Here is a 16,248-nt window from a genome sequence, read left to right as displayed (position 1 = left end):
AATGATCCGCCGCCTCGATGCGCCGTGGCAGCAATAGCTCCAAACGTCGACAGTCTTAAAAGAGCGTGTTACCTGGCGGCTAGACAGCAATAAAACTACAAGCGTGATGATGGACAGCGACGATTGCGAGCGGGCCGTACGCAGTGCGGATATCGCGCTGGAGATCATGGTCCGGGCCTATCATGCTCTCGCAGTCGTCTACGAGTTGTCCAATCCCGGTGCCTACACGGCGCTTCACGGCACGATGATGCCCTATTTGCGGGACGGCTTCAGCCCCGGAGCGCCGCGGGATGCCGCCGATCCGCAGGCCGCCGAAATGGTGTCCCTGGCCCTGGAGCGCATCGGCTGCGCGCTGGACGACGTTCGCTCCGACGTGGCGGCGGTCCATCGGTAAGGGCGGATACGCCCGATACAGCATCGCATACGTCGCTCTGACGACTGGCCCATCCGGCGGCCGGCCGCATCCCGACGGCCGCGCGCGAGACGTCAAAGGGCAGCGGCGGCTTCGACGAAAAAACGCCTGACCCTGTGACTTCGCACGGGCACAACCGTAATGCCGTCACTGTGCCGCTCTAAGTTCCGAGCAGCGCCTGTACAAATTAGACCGAAATGCTGACAACGTCAGTAACATTGCAAAACAATTGGCCAAAAACGCAGCCTGATGCTTAATTTGAGCATGCTTGACTCAGGACCTGATTTTTCCGAAGACTCTACGCCGATCACAAATTTAAAGTATTTGCTTCAGCACAATCAAGCGCGAGGACCGAGAGGTGACGCAGGCTTTCGATACAGCGGATGACATGCGGAGTCTTATGCGGCGCGATCGGCTGACCTGCACATGGGTCACGCCGTCCGGCGATTTGGATCTCGATACGCTTGGCGATGTCTTGGCGTTCTTGCAAAATACCGTCACAAATCTGGCTGTCATTACAAAAGATAGCGATCTGGAAAATTTGAAGATCATCGGATTTCCGTCGTCAAAACTATTCGATACGTCGCCAAGCACGCAGCCTGGCCAAGTGCCAGGGAATGATTGTGGCCGAGCCCGCGAAGAGACCGGTGGAGGTCATTCAAGGTCAGCGCAGGCGCCGGACATCCTCATCGTCTCGGGCGAAGATCTTCGAACACAGGACATCATAGGAAAATTTTACGGATGTAAATTCATTTTATTTGATGGCGTTCGGAAAACCGCCGGGGGACGCGCCGCCTTCCAGAGGCTGGCCTCTGAAAAAAAATACTCTTTCGCCAATATGAGCTTGGAGACCGATTACGCGCTGTTTATGCATCGCGCATTGAAGCCGACATTGCCGGTCCATTTCTTTACAATCGTACTCAATGGCGAGCCATTCATCCGATATCACGAGCATATGTTTCAAAGACTTCCATTTGAATGGCATTGGCATATCGTCGAAGGCGTCGCTCAACTCACGCACGACACGGCGTGGAGTGTCGCGACGGGCGGCAACGTTCCGCAATCTTTCCATGCGAACGGGCGCAGCATTGACGGCACGAGTGCATACATCGATGACATAGCCGACCGATTTCCGAACAACGTGACTGTTTATCGGAAAAATCCGGGCCATTTTTGGGACGGAAAAATCGAAATGGTGCGAGCGCCCCTCGCCAACTTGAATGGAGGCTGCCTCCTGTGGCAGTTGGACTCCGACGAACTATGGAACCCCCGGCAAATCATCGCGATGCGATCGGCGTTTTTAGCGGATCCGTCGCGCACAGCCGCGTGGTTCTGGTGTAATTACTATGTCGGACCCCAATTGGGCATATCGACCCGGAACAACTATGCTCAAAACCCCAACCAAGAGTGGCTAAGGGTTTGGAACTATAAGCCCGGGATGATTTGGCATGCTCATGAGCCGCCCATCCTGTTGAAGGCATATGATAACGCGGGCGATGTTCAGTTTCGCGACATGGGCAGAGAAAATCCTTTCTCCCACGCCGAAACCGAATCGCTCGGGGCCGTGTTCGATCATCTTTCCTACGTCCTCGAGTCGCAGCTCGCGTTCAAGGAATCTTATTACGGGCTTAAAGGCGCCCTCAACCAATGGCGCAGACTTCAAGAGACCCAGCACTCAGCGGGCGATGAATCAGGGTCTTTACGAGATTTTCTTTCGTGGGTGACGGACGATACCCAATATAGCTCGGTAAGAGCGCTCGGGTGGAAACCGATTGCAGCTTATGATCAGTCCGCCAAATGCTGGACTTGGAATTTGCGATAACGGCTTATGGCCGACCGCGACAGGGGCGTTCACGCCGGAGGCTGAACACCGCGCATCGGCACGAGGGGTCCCGGCGCTTCGTTCCGGCAGCTGGCCGCACGGTCCGGGTCAAACGCCAATCGACCAACGAAAGCCGATCGATAAACGCCATCGGCTCGGCTCGCTCGCCCGGGGCGGCTTGCGCCCGCTCGCAACCTGGTGAACGGCTCAATCACGGTGAGAGGCGGCCTCGAGAAGCACCGTTCGCGCCGCGCGGCGCACGGCTGGGCCGGCGGAGCGCCGTCCTGCGAGGGGCTGCCTGAACACGATCCAGGCCTATCCTCGCGCGCGATCCGAACGCTCCCGGGCAACCCGGATCGCCACGACCGCCCAAGTCCCGGAGAGCCGTTCAACGTCCGGCCTGTCCAGGTGGAGGGGCACGTGAAATCTCGCTGCCTGCAGCGCCGGACGGGGGTCCGCAGACGCGCGTCCGGCCGCGCTGAAGCATCGTCCCGAAGGGTGGCCGCCGGCTTTCGGCAAAAGACGATGCGCGTGCGCGCCTTCGCGCCACGCGCTCCCGGCCCGTCATCCGGCTGTCGCGGCGCCCTGCCATGGCCGCCGCATGTTGGAGGGCCTCTCATGTCCGCAAGTCGCCGCCAGATCCTTCTCAGCGGAGGCGCCGGTCTTGTCGGTCTGGCCTCCGGCCTCGCGCGCCCCGGCCTGAGCCGCGCCGCCGACCGGCCGCTCTTGAGCCACGGGCTGCAATCGGGCGATGTCGGCACCGACTCGGCCGTGGTCTGGGCCCGGTCCGACCGGCCCGCCCGGGCGATCATCGAGTGGGCGACCACCGAGCGCTTCTCCGAGATCCGCGGCGGGGTCTTCGCCGACGCCCTGCCCGAGACCGACGGCACCGTGAAGGTGGCGCTCACCGGTCTGCCGGCGGGCCAGGACGTGTTCTACCGGGTCCGCCTCCAGGACGTCGCCGCGCCGACGATCGTCGGACCGGCTCAGGTCGGGCGGTTCCGCACCGCGCCGGCGGACCGGCGCTCGGTCTCGTTCTGCTGGTCGGGCGACACGGCGGGCCAGGGCTGGGGCATCGACGATGCCCGCGGCGGCATGACGATCTATTCCGCCATCCTGAAGAACCGGCCGGACTTCTTCATCCATTCCGGCGACACGATCTACGCCGACGGGCCGATCCAGCCCGAGGTGAAGCTGCCCGATGGCAGCCTCTGGCGCAACCGGGTGACCGAGGCGGTCGCCAAGCCCGCCGAGACGCTGGAAGAATTCCGCGGCCGGCACAAGTACAACCTCACCGACCGCAACGTGCTGGCGATGAACGCCGCCGTGCCGATCCTGGCGCAATGGGACGACCACGAGGTCACCAACAACTGGTGGCCGGGCGAGCCCCTGACCCGGGCCGAGCACCTGAAGAAGAAATACACCGACCCGAACGCGCTCGCCCTGCAGCTGCGCGCGTCGCGGGCGTTCCACGAATACATGCCGATGCGCTTCGAGCCTTCGGAGCCCGGCCGGGTCTATCGCAGGATCGGCTACGGCCCGCTGGTCGACGTGTTCATGCTCGACATGCGCTCCTACCGGGGCCCGAACGGTGAGAACCGCCAGACGGAATACGGCCCCGACGCCTACTTCCTGGGGCCGCAGCAGATCGCGTGGCTGAAGCGGGCGCTGCTCGATTCGCGCGCCACCTGGAAGGTGATCGCCGCCGACATGCCGCTGGGCCTCGTGGTGACCTACGACGTCGACCGCAATTTCGGTTCGGAGGCGGTGGCGCAGGGCGACGGACCGCCCCTCGGGCGCGAATTGGAGATCGCCGACCTGTTGCGCTTCATCAAGAGCGCCGGGATCCGCAACACCGTCTGGCTCACGGCCGACGTGCACTACACGGCGGCGCATTACTACGACCCCGGCAAGGCGCAGTTTCAGGATTTCGACCCGTTCTGGGAGTTCGTCTCCGGGCCGCTGCACGCCGGCACCTTCGGCCCAAACGCCCTCGACGACACGTTCGGCCCGCAGCTGCGCTTCGTGAAGGCGCCCGACAAGGGGCAGGTCAACCTGTCGCCGGCCGCGGGCTACCAGTTCTTCGGCCATGTGGCGGTCGACGGCGCCACCGAGCAGATGACCGTGACGCTGAAGGACGCGGCCGACACCGACCTCTGGCACGTCACCCTGGATCCCGCGAAGGCGTGACGGTGCCCCGCGCGGGGCGCGATCAGAAGAAGATCGGCCGCGCGCTGGCGGTGATCTCGCCGAGCACCGTGCCGGTGGCCGGCTCGACCTCCTTGAGCACCACGTCGTAGCCCCAGAGGTCGGCGAGGTGCTGGAGCACGCGCTTGGCGTCCTCCTTCTGCAGGGTGATCTTGTTGATCGCCTTGTGGTGCAGGATCAGGCGCCGGTCGCCCTCGAGATCCACGTCCACCACCTCAATGTCGGGATCGAGCCACGCGACGTCGTACTGGCGGGCGAAGGACCGGCGCATCTTGCGGTAGCCGCGCTCATCGTGGATCGCCTCCACCCGCAGTTCCGGCTCCTCCGGGTCGTCGACCACGTGGAACAGGCGCAGGTCGCGCATCAGCTTGGGCGACAGGAACTGCTGGATGAAGCTCTCGTCGCGGTAATTCTCCCAGCAATCGCGCAAAACCGCCATCGGATCGCCGGTGCCGGCGATCTCGGGGAACCAGTCCCGGTCCTCGTCGGTGGGCTGCTCCACGATGCGGGCGATGTCCTGCATCATCGCGAAGCCGATCGCGTAGGGGTTGTGGCCGCCATACGAGCGGTCGTCGTAGTTCGGCTGCCGGATGACGTTGGTGTGCGACTGGAGGAACTCCAGATAGGCGGCTTCGCCGATCTGACCCTGCGCCGAGAGCGCGTTCATGATCCGGTAATGGACGTAGGTGGCGCAGCCCTCGTTCATCACCTTGGTCTGGCGCTGCGGGTAGAAATACTGCGCGACGAGGCGGACGATCCGCAGGATCTCGCGCTGCCACGGGCGCAGCCGGGGGGCGACCTTCTCCAGGAAGTAGAGGATATTCTCCTGCGGCAGTTCGAGCAGGGCCTTGCGCCGCTCGGCGACCAGGTCCGGCCGCACCGCGCCGACCTTCTGCGGCAGGGTCCGCCACAGGTCGTTGTAGATCTGCTCGCCGTGCTCGATCCGCTCACGCTCCCGCCGCTGCTCCGAGGCGAGGTCCGGCCGCTTCTTGCGCGGATAGCGGTGGACGCCCTGGCTCATCAGCGCGTGGGCGGCATCGAGCATCTGCTCGACCGCCTGGTGGCCGTAGCGCTCCTCGCAGCGGGTGATGAAGCCCTTGGCGAAGTCGAGGTAATCCAAGATCCCTTCGGCATCCGTCCATTGCCGGAACAGGTAGTTGTTCTTGAAGAAGTGGTTGTGGCCGAAGGCCGCGTGGGCGATGACCAGCGTCTGCATGGTCGCCGTGTTCTCCTCCATCACGTAGGAGATGCACGGGTCGGAGTTGATGACGATCTCGTAGGCGAGCCCCATCAGGCCCCGGCGATAGCCGGCCTCGTGCTGGGCGAAGTGCTTGCCGAACGACCAGTGCTTGTAGAACAGCGGCATGCCGATCGACGCGTAGGCGTCGAGCATCTGCTCGGCCGTGATGATCTCGATCTGGTTCGGATACCAGGACAGGCCGAGCTGCGGCCCGGCCACCGCCTCGCAGGCGTCGTGGATCCGCCGGATGGTGTCGAAATCCCAGTCGTTGCCGGTGAACAGGGGTTTCTGGCCACCGGAGATGATCTGGGGCGTCCGTGCCTTGACGAGCGTCATGCGGCCTCCCGTGTCTTCGGACCGTGCCCCGCACCGGCGCGGGACGGGAGCTCCCTCCCCCCTCTGCGGGGGAGGGTGGCCCCTGCGTCAGCAGGGGTCGGGCCGGGACGAAGTCCCGCAAGAGGGGAGCGAGGGTGCAGAACGAAGCTCTGGCCTACACGAGAGCTGCGCCCCTTCCGGAAGCCGGGCTCCCCTCTCCCGACCCCCTTCGGGGGCCACCCTCCCCCGCAGAGGGGGGATGGAGACGCGGCGCGGGTCATCTCACGCCTCCGCCTCGGCCTTGGCGTCCTTGCGGCCGAACAGCTCGCGGAACACCGGGTAGATCTCCCGCCGGTGGTTGACCTTGCGCATGGCGATCGGGCCGCCGGCCTTGGCGATCGCCTCGTAGGTCCGCCACAGGGTGGTGCGGTGCTCCACGAACCCGGCGCGGGGGCCGTTCTCGTCGCCGACCTCCAGATAGGCGAAGTGCTGGCAGGCCGGCAGGATATGCGCCCGCAGGAGGTCCGTCGAGGTCGGCGCGTCGGAGGAGACGTTGTCGCCGTCCGAGGCCTGGGCGGCGTAGATGTTCCAGTCGTTGGGGTCGTAGCGCTCGGCGATGATGCGCTTCATCTCCACGAGCGCCGAGGAGACCAGCGTACCGCCGGTCTCGCGGGAGCCGAAGAAGGTTTCCTCGTCGACCTCGGTGGCCCGGTCGGTGTGGCGGATGAACACGATCTCCACGTGGCGATAGCGGCGCGTCAGGAAGATGTGCAGCAGGATGTAAAACCGCTTGGCGAGGTCCTTCATGTGCTCGGTCATCGAGCCGGACACGTCCATCAGGCAGAACATCACGGCCTGCGCGATCGGCCGCGGATACGGCTCGAACCGGCGGAAGCGCAGGTCGATCGGGTCGACATAGGGGATTCGCTTCGACCGCTCGCGCAGCTTCAGCAGCGCCTCCTCCACGTCCGGCCGCTCCGGATCGCCCTCCGGCAGGGCGTCGAGCCGCGCCACCAGGGCGGCGACCTCGTCGGGCTTCGGCCGCTTGAGGGCGATGCGCCGCGACATCGAGTTGCGCAGGGTACGGGTGAGCGCGAGGTTGGCGGGGGAGCCGGTCACCGTGTAGCCGGCCCGGCGCAGCCCCTCCGTGTCCACCACCGCGAGGCGGCGCTTGGCGAGGTCCGGAAGCTCCAGATCCTCCAGGAAGAGTTCCAGGAACTCCTCGCGGGTGAGCACGAACCGGAACGCGTCCTCGCTGTTCTCGCCGCCCTCCCCGCCCTCGCCGGAGCCGCGCCCACCGCCGCCGCCCGGCGGCCGCTCGATCGTGTCGCCCTCCACGTAGGTCTTGTTGCCCGGCAGGATGTGATCCTGCAGGCCGGTGCCCGGCTGGCGGGAGAAGCGGGGCTCGCGCACGCCGTCCGCGGGCACGGTGACGCGGCCGTCCTTGCCGAGATCCTTGATGTCCTTCTCGCGGGCGGATTCCCGCACCGCGCGCTGGGCGACATCCTTCACGCGCCGCAGGAAGCGCTGCCGGTTGGGGAGGCTCTTGCCCCCCGGGTTCAGGCGTCGGTCGACGATGTGCATCCGCTGCGAAAACCCTCGTCCCGCGTGGTCCGGCCGGTTCTAGCCTCCCGTTATACCATGCTGCCGTCCGAAAGAGTCTTCCCTCTTTCGCACAGTCTGGTCTAACGCGCCGCTCCCGCATGATGTGTTCGGAAAAGCGGTTTTCCCTTTTCCCACGTCATGCTTGCGAGCCTCGCCGGCCGGTCGTCCGAAACTATGGCGGCGGAGGGTCCGAAACTTGTCCGCCCGGGCTGGCCCCGGGCGGATTCTTCGTCCCTCAGCCGGCCTGCTTCACCCGCATGTACCATTCCACCAGGCGGCGGACCTGCCGCTCGGTGTAGCCGCGCGCCACCATGCGGTCGACGAACTCGCCGTGCTTCTTCTCGGTGTCGCCATCCTTCTTCGAGCCGAAGGAGATCACCGGCAGCAGCTCCTCCACCTGGGAGAACATCCGCCGTTCGATCACCTCGCGCAGCTTCTCGTAGCTGGTCCAGCTCGGGTTGCGGCCGCCATGCTGGGCCCGGGAGCGCAGGGCGAACTTCACGACCTCGTTGCGGAAGTCCTTCGGGTTGGCGATCCCGGCGGGCTTCTCGATCTTCGTCAGCTCCTGGTTCAGGAGCTCCCGGTTCATGAGCTGGCCGGTCTCCGCGTCCTTGAAGTCCTGGTCCTCGATCCAGGCGTCGGCATAGTCGATGTACCGGTCGAACAGGTTCTGCCCGTAATCGTGGTACGATTCGAGGTAGGCCTTCTGGATCTCGTGGCCGATGAACTCCGCGTAGCGCGGGGCCAGCTCGGTCTTGATGAATTCCAGGTACTTCTTCTCGGTCTCGGGCGGGAGCTGCTCGCGCTTGAGCGACTGCTCCAGCACGTACATCAGGTGCACCGGATCGGCCGAGACCTCGGTGGTGTCGTGGTTGAAGGTCGCCGCCAGCACCTTGAAGGCGAAGCGGGTGGAGATCCCGTCCATGCCCTCGTCGACGCCGGCGGTGTCCTTGTACTCCTGCATCGAGCGGGCGCGGGGATCGACCTCGCGGAGCGATTCGCCGTCATAGACCCGCATCTTCGAGAAGGCGTTGGAATTGGCGTGCTCCCGCAGGCGCGACAGCACCGAGAAGCGCGCCAGCATCTCCAGCGTGCCCGGGGCGCAGGCCGCATCGGACAGTTCCGAGCTGGAGATCAGCTTCTCGTAGATGTGCTGCTCCTCCGTGACCCGGAGGCAGTACGGGACCTTGATCACGTAGATCCGGTCGATGAAGGCCTCGTTGTTCTTGTTGGTCTTGAAGGTCTGCCACTCGGACTCGTTCGAGTGGGCCAGGATCACGCCGGTGAACGGGATCGCGCCGATATTCTCGGTGCCGACGTAATTGCCCTCCTGCGTCGCGGTGAGCAGGGGGTGCAGCATCTTGATCGGCGCCTTGAACATCTCGACGAATTCGAGGACGCCCTGGTTCGCCCGGTTCAGGCCGCCCGAATACGAGTAGGCGTCGGGATCGGCCTGGGACAGGGTCTCCAGGCGGCGGATATCGACCTTGCCGACCAGCGAGGAGATGTCCTGGTTGTTCTCGTCCCCCGGCTCGGTCTTGGCGATGGCGATCTGGCGCAGGCGCGAAGGCCGGACCTTGATCACCTTGAACCGGGAGATGTCGCCGTTGAACTCGTCGAGGCGCTTGAGTGCCCAGGGGCTCATCAGGCCGGTGAGCCGTCGCCGCGGGACGCCGTAGCGGCGCTGGATCTCCTCGCCCATGGTCTCGGGGTCGAACAGTCCCAGCGGGCTCTCGAAGACCGGCGAGACCTCGTCCCCGGCCTTGAGCACGTAGACCGGGTGGACCTCCATCAGCAGCTTCAGCCGCTCGGCGAGCGACGACTTGCCGCCGCCGACCGGTCCGAGCAGGTAGAGGATCTGCTTGCGCTCCTCCAGCCCCTGCGCGGCGTGGCGGAAGAACGAGACGATCCGCTCGATCGTCTCCTCCATCCCGTAGAACTCGCGGAAGGCCGGGTAGGTCCGGATCGTCCGGTTCATGAAGATCCGGCCGAGGCGCGAATCCTTGGAGGTGTCCACGAATTCGGGCTCGCCGATCGCCGCCAGGATGCGCTCGGCGGCCGAGGCATACATCAGCGGTTCGTCGCGACAGGCTTCGAGGTACTCGGAGAGCGTCATCTCCGTGTCGCGGCGGGCCTCGTACCCTCGGGCGAAGCTCTGGAAAAGGTCGTTCGTCGCATGCATCGGCATTCGATAACCCTCTCAGACCGTGACAGCTTCATCCTGTATCGGCTCGGATGCAACCGACAGGCCCGCTTTTGTCGCAGTGCGGCGAGCAAGGCGCCCGGCATGTCGATTGCTTGCAACACCTCCGGCACCTGAAGGCCGCGGAGCCGAGACTCTGTGCCGTCTCAGGACGCCTGTCGAGGGCCGCAAAACTGCGCAGGCGTCGCGGATCTGTGCCGCGACTCACAGATCGGTGCCCTCTTTCTTGGCATCGTCACCCGACTTGGCCCCGGCTGCGCCGACCGTGATTTTGACGGTCTGCGTCTGGACTTGCCCGTCGGCGCCCTTCACTTCGAAAGTCACCTCGTCGGATCCGGTGAAACCGGTGTTGGGCTGATAGAACAGCGCCTGGACGGCGGCCTCCTTGTTGGGGCAGCGATAGCTCGCCGGCGTTTTCAGCTTGCCGACCCTGGTGATCACCGAGCCGTTCTTCGGCGGCCCGGAGACCTTGAACTCGGGCATCGGTCCAGGAGAACAGTCCTTCTTGAGGTTGGGGGCGATCTCCAGCCGCACCGTCTTGCCGGGGGCGACGGTCTTGGATCGGCTCGCCGGGGACTGGGCCAGCGCCGGCCCGGCGAAGGCGAGGCTTCCGGCAAGCAGCGCGGCGAGCGGACGAAGGGCGATCATGACAGCGTCTCTCCGGTGCCGAAGCGGGCGCGATCTCCGGACCCATCTCCGGGCGCCCCGTCCATCGGTCAAGGACCATGTGGGGACGCCCGGGACGGGCGTCGAGGGCAGCCGGCACCTGCCGGGGCGCCTTTCCCGATCGCGCGGCGATCGCGACCGGCCCCAAGCCCTCAAGTCGTCGCGCCGAACCGCGTCCGGTTCGGCGGCGCGCGCTCTAATCCTGGAGCACCGCCGCCACGACGCCGGTGACGCGGGCGATCTGCGCGGCATCGAACTCCCCCGCCAGGGCGGCGGCGAGCCGCGCCTCGACCCGGGTGCGCTCCCCGGCCTCGGCGATGGGCGTCGGGGGGATGTCCTGCTCGGCGAGGCGGCAGACCCGGCGGATCGTCTCGGCGGCCGCGAGCAGCTTATCCCGGTCGCTGGGCCCCATCTCCCAGAGGGGGTTGCGCAGGCGGCTGATCACCCGCCGCGCGTCGCGATACTCCCGGTCGACCGTGGTGGCCGCCTCGATCTGACTGACCAGGAACATCAGTTCCAGCACTTCGGAGGCCGCCTCCGGACAGGTGCGGACGATCCGCATGATGCGGGCCATCAGTTCCTGGCTGGGCGACAGCTTGTATTTGGACGCGGGCATGCGGGCGACAACGCGAGTTCCTGCCGGAAAGTTCGCCACGCAGTTGCAAGAGCGCTGCCGCGCCGCCGGGCCGGGGGTCTTACGCCTCCGTGTCTGGCAGGACGCGCAGGTCGTCGAGCAGGGCGCGGCAGGCGCGCAGTTCCCGGAGCGCCTCCGCCAGCGCCGCGCGATCCGAGGCCGCGAGCGTGCCGTCAGAGGCCGCCGCCTCGGCCTCCTGGACCAGGGGCTCGGCCGCCACCGCCTCGCCGCGGCCGACGGCCTGGACGAAGCGGACGCCGTTCTCCTTGAGCACCCGCTGCGCCCCCGCGATCGTGTAGCGCTGCACATACAGGAGCTGGCGGATGCCGGCGACGAGCTCGATATCCTGGGGCCGGTAATAGCGCCGTCCGCCCGCCCGCTTCACGGGCCGGATCTGGCCGAATCGGGTCTCCCAGAAGCGCAGGACATGCTGGGGCACATCGAGTTCCTCCGCGACCTCGCTGATCGTGCGGAACGCGTGGGCGCTCTTCTCGCCGGTCTCGGCGGTCTGTTCGGCGGCGAGGGCTGGGGGCATGGCGGTCTGATGCGGCGCGGGCGTCGATCTTGCCGGTCCGCGGGGCCAGGCTCAAGCCTTCCCGGGGGGCGAAGAGAATATTGTTTGCCGCCCTGGCGCCGCCGGCACCGGTCCTCGCCGCAGTGCTGCCACGCGCCCTCCCTCCGCCTCTACGGGGGAAGGAGATGCAGGACGGTGTCCGGCCATTGCCGTCATCTGGAAGCGATGTGTGGACAGGGCAGTCCCGCACGCGGGGAGACAACCGCGTCACCGTTGTGGCGGCCCGTCATCGCGCCGCGGGGCCCGGCTCACTCGTCGTCGTCGTCGTGGCCGTTCGCGCCGTTGAGGCCGTTGATCTTGGCCTTCAGCACGTTCGAGGGCTTGAACACCATCACCTGACGCGGCTCGATCGCCACCTCGACGCCGGTCTTCGGATTGCGGCCGACGCGCTTGCCCTTGCTGCGCACCACGAATGAGCCGAACGAGGACAGCTTCACCGTCTCGCCGCTCGCCAGACAGGCGCAGATCTCCGACAGCACGGTCTCGACCAGGGCGGACGATTCGGTCCGTGACAGGCCCACCTGATGGTAGACGGCCTCGCTCAAGTCGGCGCGCGTCACCGTCTTGCCTGCCATACGTGTCCCCTCGCCCGCATCGCTCGCCCCATGGCGTCGGGCGCGGCGATCGATGCCGCGCCGAACAGTGAAGGCGTATCCCTATGATCCGGCACGCTAATCGGCGCTCCGCCCCCGGTCAACCGGGCGGGGACGCCGATTTGTTTCAGGCGTGTCACCAGCGGATCAGAGCCGCCCCCCAACTGAAGCCGCCGCCGATCGCTTCGATCATCACCAGATCGCCCGCGCGGATGCGGCCGTCCCGCCGGGCCACGTCGAGGGCGAGGGGGATCGAGGCGGCCGAGGTGTTGCCGTGACGGTCCACCGTCAGCACGATCTTCTCCCGGGCGATCCCGAGCTTGTCGGCCGAGGCCTCGATGATCCGGCGGTTGGCCTGGTGGGGCACGAACCAGTCGAGATCGGCCGCCGTGAAGCCAGCCTGGGCGAAGGCCTCGACGATCACGTCGGTGACCTGCCCGACGGCGAACCGGAACACGTCCCGGCCGGCCATCCGCAGGTGGCCGGTTGTGCCGGTCGAGCCCGGGCCGCCGTCGACGTAGAGTTTTTCGCGATGCCGCCCGTCCGAGCGCAGGCTGGCGCTGAGGACACCGCGGCCCCCCGCATCCGCCCGCGCCTCGAGCACCACCGCCCCGGCGCCGTCGCCGAACAGCACGCAGGTGGTGCGGTCCTCCCAGTCGAGGATCCGCGAGAAGGTCTCGGCGCCGATCACCAGCGCCCGGCGGGCCGCCCCGGTGGTCAGGAACTTGTCGGCGGTGGCGACCGCGAACACGAAGCCGGCGCAGACCGCTTGCAGATCGAAGGCCGCGCCCTGGTGGATGCCGAGCGCCGCCTGGATCTGGGTGGCGGTGGCCGGGAAGGTGTGATCCGGCGTCGAGGTCGCGCAGATCACCAGGTCGATGTCCTCCGCCGTCAAGCCGGCATCGGCGAGGGCAGAAGCGGCCGCCCGCGCCCCGAGGACCGACGTGGTCTCGCTCGCATCGGCGATGTGGCGCTGACGGATGCCCGTGCGCTGGACGATCCAGTCGTCCGATGTGTCGACCCGCTCGGACAGGGCCGCGTTGGTCACCACCTGCGCGGGCAGGCTCGATCCGGTCCCGACCACCACCGAACGCAGCGCCTGCGGAGACTCTATGCGGAGGGCTGACATCGCTTTCCTTCCCGGGCGGCGGGGACTTCGGACATCCCCGCTGACCGTCAACGCCTTGACCATGCTGTTCGAATCGCCACCCCCTCACGGACAGGGAGGAGCGCCGTCCCGTGTTCGCGTGAACGCCATAGAGCGGTGTGCGGGCCGGCACACCGTATCTTCTCCGGACGGTCAGGCCGGCGCCAGGGCCGCCGTCTGGTCGAGCATCTCGCGGATCGTGCGGATCATGTCGTGGCGGGCCATGTCGTGCGCCAGGTCGACCGCCGCGGCAAAGCCCTGCGCGTTCTCCGAGCCGTGGCTCTTGATGACGATGCCCTCCAGGCCGAGGAACACGCCGCCATTGGCGCGGCTCGGATTCATCTTGTCCCGGAGCGCCCGGAAGGCCTGCCGGGCGAACAGGGCGCCGATCTTGGCCGCGAGCGTCCGGGTCATGGCGGCCCGGAGATAGGTGCCGATCTGCTTGGCGGTGCCCTCGGCGGTCTTCAGGGCGATGTTTCCCGTGAAACCCTCGGTCACCACCACGTCGACGGTGCCGCGCCCGAGATCCGTGCCCTCGACGAAGCCGTGATAGGCGAGCCCCGGGTTCTCCATCTCGCGCAGCAGCCGGGCCGCCTCCTTAACCGCCTCGTTGCCCTTCATCTCTTCGGTACCGACGTTGAGCAGGCCGACGGTCGGCCGGTCGAGGTCGAACACGATGCGGGCCATGGCCGAGCCCATCACGGCCATCTCCACGAGGTGCTCGGCATCGGTGCCGATGGTGGCGCCGACATCGAGCACGACGCTCTCGCCGCGCACGGTCGGCCACAGGCAGGCGATGGCCGGCCGCTCGATGCCCGACATGGTCTTCAGGCAGATCTTGGACATCGCCATCAGGGCGCCGGTGTTGCCGGCCGACACGCAGGCCTGGGCCTGCCCGTCGCGCACCGCCTGGATCGCCTGCCACATGGACGACTTGCCCCGGCCCTGGCGGACCGCCTGGCTGGGCTTGTCGTCCATGGCCACCGCCACGGTCGTGTGGCGGATCTCCACGCAATCCTTGAGCCGGGGCTCCTTGGCGACCAGCGGGGCGATCACCGCCTCGTCGCCGAACAGCAGGAAGGTGGTGTCGGGATGGCGCTCGCGGGCGAGGGCGGCGCCCGGCACGACCGTGGAGGGCCCGTGGTCGCCGCCCATGGCGTCGAGCGAGATGCACACGCGTTGGGACATGTCGGTAGCGGGTCGCGGGTCTCGGCGGGGGATCCGGCGGGACGGGCCCCGCCGGGCGCGGCGGACCATAGCGATACCGGCCCGGCGGGCAAATGAAATCGGGCGCCGGGCGGTTCCGTTCTCCGCCCGGCGACGCCGCAGCGCCGGTTTCGAGCCGGGCTTTCCGACGGTCGATCGCATCCCCGGGTGTCCTCCGCCCTGCGGGGGAGGCCAGGAGGGCGCGTGGCGGCACTGGACAGCCGTGCCCATCGACGGGATGATGAACACACTTCTGAAGGGTGAAACCGCAAGCCCGGGCCGGAGCCAGTGACCGCCGCGCCCGCCGGCGGGGGCGGTTCGCAACGGCGCCGCCGGGCACTAAGTCCGTGCCACGCGCGGCCCCGCTCCTGCGGTCGCGCCCGGAACCTCGGCATGGGCGAATCCTCTGCGACCTTGAAGCGCCGCGGCCCGATCCGCCCCGGCCTCGACCCGCTGGGCGCGATCCTCGCCCTCCTGATCGGGCCGAGCCTCCTCGCGCTGCCCCTGATGATCGCGCGGCCGAACAGGATCGCCGCGGGCACGTCCCTCATGGCCTGGTCGGCCCTGCCTGCCGGCGCGGCGCTCGCCCTCCTGGTCGTTCTCGGACTCGCCGCGCCCCTGCTGGCCCTGCGGATCCCGCCGCCCCTGCGGCTGGCCGCGGCGGCTGCCGCGCTCCTGCTCCTGGGCCTCGCGGCCGGCTGGGCGGCCGACCACCTGACGCCGCCCGGCGATCGCTACAGCCGGGTCTCGCCGGATGCGGGCTGGTGGCTGGCCTTCGTGGCCGCCGGCCTCGCCACCGGCGACGGGCTGGCGCGCCTGCGGCCGGGCCCCGCGATGCGGGTCGCGGCGCTCGCGGCGATCCTCGTCCTGGGGGGCCTCGCCCTGCGCTCCGGGTTCTGGGACAACCTCTCGCTCCTGCGGGAATATGCCGGCCGCGCCGACACCTTCGGCCGGGAGGTCCGGACCCATCTCGGCCTCGCCCTGTCGTCGGTGGCCGCCGCCGCCGCCCTGGGGATCCCGGCGGCCCTCCTGGCGCGCCCGATCCCGGCCCTGCGCGGGGCGCTGCTCGGGGTCCTCAACGTCGTGCAGACCATCCCGTCCATGGCGCTGTTCGGGATGCTGATCGCGCCGCTTGCCTGGATCGGCCGGACCATCCCCGGGGCGGCGGGCCTCGGGATCGCGGGGATCGGCGCGGCGCCGGCCTTCCTGGCCCTGTTCGCCTACGCGCTCCTGCCGGTGGCGGCCGCGACCGTCGCGGGGCTCGACGCCGTGCCCGGGCCGGTGCGCGACGCCGCCCGGGGCGTCGGCATGACCGGGCGACAGCGCCTCGCGCAGGTGGAGCTGCCCCTGGCGCTGCCGGCGATCCTCACCGGGATCCGCATCGTCCTCGTCCAGAATATCGGGCTGGCGGTGATCGCCGGCCTCGTGGGCGGCGGCGGCCTCGGGGTGTTCGTCTTCCAGGGCATCAGCCAGACCGCGGGCGATCTCGTCCTGCTCGGGGCGCTGCCGACCGTCGCCCTGGCGAGCGCCGCCGCCGTGCTGCTCGACGCGGTCATCGAACTCAGCCGCGGGCCCGGGCCCGGGCCCGGGGCCGGGGCGGAGCGGACGCCATGAGGCCGGATC

Annotated in this window: 13 protein-coding genes; 4 read left to right on the top strand and 9 right to left on the bottom strand. The window is 67.7% G+C overall.

Annotated elements, in window-relative coordinates:
- Positions 1–106 precede the first annotated feature (106 nt).
- The 3 genes from AC3IF1_RS06040 (at position 107) to AC3IF1_RS06030 (ending at position 4,424) form a co-directional block, all read left to right on the top strand.
- Positions 107–394, top strand: a complete 288-nt coding sequence (locus AC3IF1_RS06040) for a hypothetical protein (protein ID WP_489216525.1) — start codon at positions 107–109, stop codon at positions 392–394.
- Between the two features lie 376 nt (positions 395–770).
- Positions 771–2,234 carry a hypothetical protein gene (locus tag AC3IF1_RS06035; RefSeq protein WP_489216523.1) on the top strand — a complete coding sequence of 488 codons (1,464 nt, stop codon included), beginning with the start codon at positions 771–773 and terminating at the stop codon, positions 2,232–2,234.
- A 618-nt stretch (positions 2,235–2,852) separates the two neighbouring features.
- A complete protein-coding gene (locus AC3IF1_RS06030; protein ID WP_489216521.1) occupies positions 2,853–4,424 on the top strand; it encodes an alkaline phosphatase D family protein in 1,572 nt (523 codons plus the stop codon).
- A 22-nt stretch (positions 4,425–4,446) separates the two neighbouring features.
- Here the strand turns inward: AC3IF1_RS06030 and AC3IF1_RS06025 are convergent, their stop codons facing one another.
- From AC3IF1_RS06025 to plsX, 9 genes are all read right to left on the bottom strand, one after another.
- Positions 4,447–6,018 carry a SpoVR family protein gene (locus AC3IF1_RS06025; RefSeq protein WP_243971903.1) on the bottom strand — a complete coding sequence of 524 codons (1,572 nt, stop codon included), beginning with the start codon at positions 6,016–6,018 and terminating at the stop codon, positions 4,447–4,449.
- A 261-nt stretch (positions 6,019–6,279) separates the two neighbouring features.
- Positions 6,280–7,581 (bottom strand): YeaH/YhbH family protein, encoded by a 1,302-nt coding sequence (locus AC3IF1_RS06020; protein WP_243964694.1) that lies wholly within the window; start codon positions 7,579–7,581, stop codon positions 6,280–6,282.
- A 256-nt stretch (positions 7,582–7,837) separates the two neighbouring features.
- Positions 7,838–9,790 carry a PrkA family serine protein kinase gene (locus tag AC3IF1_RS06015; RefSeq protein ID WP_243964696.1) on the bottom strand — a complete coding sequence of 651 codons (1,953 nt, stop codon included), beginning with the start codon at positions 9,788–9,790 and terminating at the stop codon, positions 7,838–7,840.
- Positions 9,791–10,009: 219 nt separating this feature from the next.
- Positions 10,010–10,453: an Ig-like domain-containing protein gene (locus AC3IF1_RS06010; protein WP_243964697.1), complete on the bottom strand. Its 444-nt coding sequence runs from the start codon at positions 10,451–10,453 to the stop codon at positions 10,010–10,012.
- A 214-nt stretch (positions 10,454–10,667) separates the two neighbouring features.
- Positions 10,668–11,087, bottom strand: a complete 420-nt coding sequence (locus AC3IF1_RS06005; RefSeq protein WP_489216518.1) for a hypothetical protein — start codon at positions 11,085–11,087, stop codon at positions 10,668–10,670.
- A gap of 79 nt (positions 11,088–11,166) precedes the next feature.
- Entirely contained in the window at positions 11,167–11,640 is a 474-nt protein-coding gene (locus AC3IF1_RS06000) for a MerR family transcriptional regulator (protein ID WP_489216516.1), read from the bottom strand.
- Positions 11,641–11,927: 287 nt separating this feature from the next.
- Complete coding sequence (locus AC3IF1_RS05995) at positions 11,928–12,254, bottom strand: integration host factor subunit alpha (RefSeq protein WP_243964700.1); 327 nt, start codon at positions 12,252–12,254, stop codon at positions 11,928–11,930.
- 154 nt (positions 12,255–12,408) lie between these two features.
- A complete protein-coding gene (locus AC3IF1_RS05990) occupies positions 12,409–13,401 on the bottom strand; it encodes a beta-ketoacyl-ACP synthase III (protein ID WP_489216514.1) in 993 nt (330 codons plus the stop codon).
- Between the two features lie 171 nt (positions 13,402–13,572).
- The gene (gene plsX, locus AC3IF1_RS05985; protein WP_243964704.1) at positions 13,573–14,607 is read right to left on the bottom strand and encodes a phosphate acyltransferase PlsX; all 1,035 of its coding nucleotides are present in this window, start codon (positions 14,605–14,607) and stop codon (positions 13,573–13,575) included.
- 411 nt (positions 14,608–15,018) lie between these two features.
- On the opposite strand from plsX, the gene AC3IF1_RS05980 reads away from it, so the two are divergent.
- A complete protein-coding gene (locus AC3IF1_RS05980) occupies positions 15,019–16,239 on the top strand; it encodes an ABC transporter permease (protein WP_489216512.1) in 1,221 nt (406 codons plus the stop codon).
- Positions 16,240–16,248: the final 9 nt, after the last annotated feature.

It is taken from the genome of Methylobacterium sp. E-012, from assembly GCF_057836545.1.
Note: the sequence above shows the minus strand (reverse complement) of the source record. Positions and strands in the feature narration are given on the sequence as shown.

Excerpts from the sequence above, each read along its gene's own strand:
- AC3IF1_RS06010 (WP_243964697.1), bottom strand. The coding sequence starts at position 10,453 with ATGATCGCCCTTCGTCCGCTCGCCGCGCTGCTTGCCGGAAGCCTCGCC.
- AC3IF1_RS06040 (WP_489216525.1), top strand. The coding sequence starts at position 107 with ATGATGGACAGCGACGATTGCGAGCGGGCCGTACGCAGTGCGGATATC.
- AC3IF1_RS06015 (WP_243964696.1), bottom strand. The coding sequence starts at position 9,790 with ATGCCGATGCATGCGACGAACGACCTTTTCCAGAGCTTCGCCCGAGGG.
- AC3IF1_RS06025 (WP_243971903.1), bottom strand. The coding sequence starts at position 6,018 with ATGACGCTCGTCAAGGCACGGACGCCCCAGATCATCTCCGGTGGCCAG.
- AC3IF1_RS06000 (WP_489216516.1), bottom strand. The coding sequence starts at position 11,640 with ATGCCCCCAGCCCTCGCCGCCGAACAGACCGCCGAGACCGGCGAGAAG.
- AC3IF1_RS06030 (WP_489216521.1), top strand. The coding sequence starts at position 2,853 with ATGTCCGCAAGTCGCCGCCAGATCCTTCTCAGCGGAGGCGCCGGTCTT.
- AC3IF1_RS05990 (WP_489216514.1), bottom strand. The coding sequence starts at position 13,401 with ATGTCAGCCCTCCGCATAGAGTCTCCGCAGGCGCTGCGTTCGGTGGTG.
- AC3IF1_RS06005 (WP_489216518.1), bottom strand. The coding sequence starts at position 11,087 with ATGCCCGCGTCCAAATACAAGCTGTCGCCCAGCCAGGAACTGATGGCC.
- AC3IF1_RS06020 (WP_243964694.1), bottom strand. The coding sequence starts at position 7,581 with ATGCACATCGTCGACCGACGCCTGAACCCGGGGGGCAAGAGCCTCCCC.
- AC3IF1_RS05980 (WP_489216512.1), top strand. The coding sequence starts at position 15,019 with ATGGGCGAATCCTCTGCGACCTTGAAGCGCCGCGGCCCGATCCGCCCC.
- AC3IF1_RS05995 (WP_243964700.1), bottom strand. The coding sequence starts at position 12,254 with ATGGCAGGCAAGACGGTGACGCGCGCCGACTTGAGCGAGGCCGTCTAC.
- plsX (WP_243964704.1), bottom strand. The coding sequence starts at position 14,607 with ATGTCCCAACGCGTGTGCATCTCGCTCGACGCCATGGGCGGCGACCAC.